Below are 1,145 nucleotides of genomic sequence, written 5' to 3' on the forward strand. Positions count from 1 at the left end.
TGGAGGGGATGCCGGCCGGCGTCCCGATCTCTCCCGCGCAGATCCGCGCGGACCTCGCTCGCCGCAAGCTCGGCTACGGCCGCGGCTCGCGGATGAAGTTCGAGGAGGACGAGCTCACGCTCTCGACCGGCATCGTGCACGGTTTCACGATCGGCAGCCCCATCGCGCTGCGCATCGGCAACACCGAGTGGCCCAAGTGGGTCGAGGTCATGAGCCCCGAGCCGGTCGAGCTGTCCGACCGTTCGCGCGGTCGCGGTGCGGCCCTCACGCGCCCGCGCCCGGGCCACGCCGACCTCGTCGGCATGCAGAAGTACGGCTTCGACGAGGCGCGGCCGATCCTCGAGCGCGCGTCCGCCCGCGAGACCGCGGCCCGCGTCGCGCTCGGCGCCGTCGCCCGCGCGTTCCTCGGAGAACTCGGCATCCGGCTCGTCAGCCACACGCTCTCGATCGGTCCCGTTCGGGTGCCCGAGGGCGCGGCGCTGCCGACGCCCGACGACGTCGACCTCCTCGACGCCGATCCACTGCGCTGCTTCGACCCCGAGACCTCCGCGGCGATGGTCGCCGAGGTCGACGACGCGAAAAAGGCCGGTGACACGCTCGGCGGCATCGTCGAGGTGCTCGCGTACGGCCTCCCGCCGGGGCTCGGCTCGCACGTGCAGTGGGATCGTCGATTGGATGCCAAGCTCGCCCAGGCCCTGATGAGCATCCAGGCCATCAAGGGCGTCGAGGTCGGCGACGGCTTCCTCACCACGACCCGTCGCGGCTCGCAGGCGCACGACGAGCTCTTCGCGACGGAGGACGGCATCACCCGCTCGTCCGACCGCGCGGGCGGCACCGAGGGCGGCATGTCGACCGGTACCGTGCTGCGGGTGCGCGCGGGCATGAAGCCCATCGCCACGATCCCGCACGCCCTCCGCACCGTCGACGTCGCCACGGGCGACACGGCCGCCGCGCACCACCAGCGCTCCGACGTCTGCGCGGTCCCTGCCGCGGGTGTCGTGGCGGAGGCGATGGTCGCGATCACGCTCGCCGACGCGGTGCTGGAGAAGTTCGGCGGCGACAACGTCGCCGAGACGCGCCGCAATCTCGAGACGTACCTCACGCACCTGCCCGAGACGCTGCGCACCACCGACGCCTCCGACGCG

The 1,145-nt window shown here is 72.8% G+C and carries 1 protein-coding gene; it reads left to right on the forward strand.

The window, feature by feature from the left end:
- On the forward strand, positions 1-1,145 hold a 1,145-nt coding region (gene aroC, locus I5G_RS08240; protein WP_022878627.1), incomplete at both ends, for a chorismate synthase.

Origin of the sequence: Microbacterium sp. B19 (assembly GCF_000333395.1) — a bacterium.
In the GTDB taxonomy this organism is placed as follows: Bacteria; Actinomycetota; Actinomycetes; order Actinomycetales; family Microbacteriaceae; genus Microbacterium.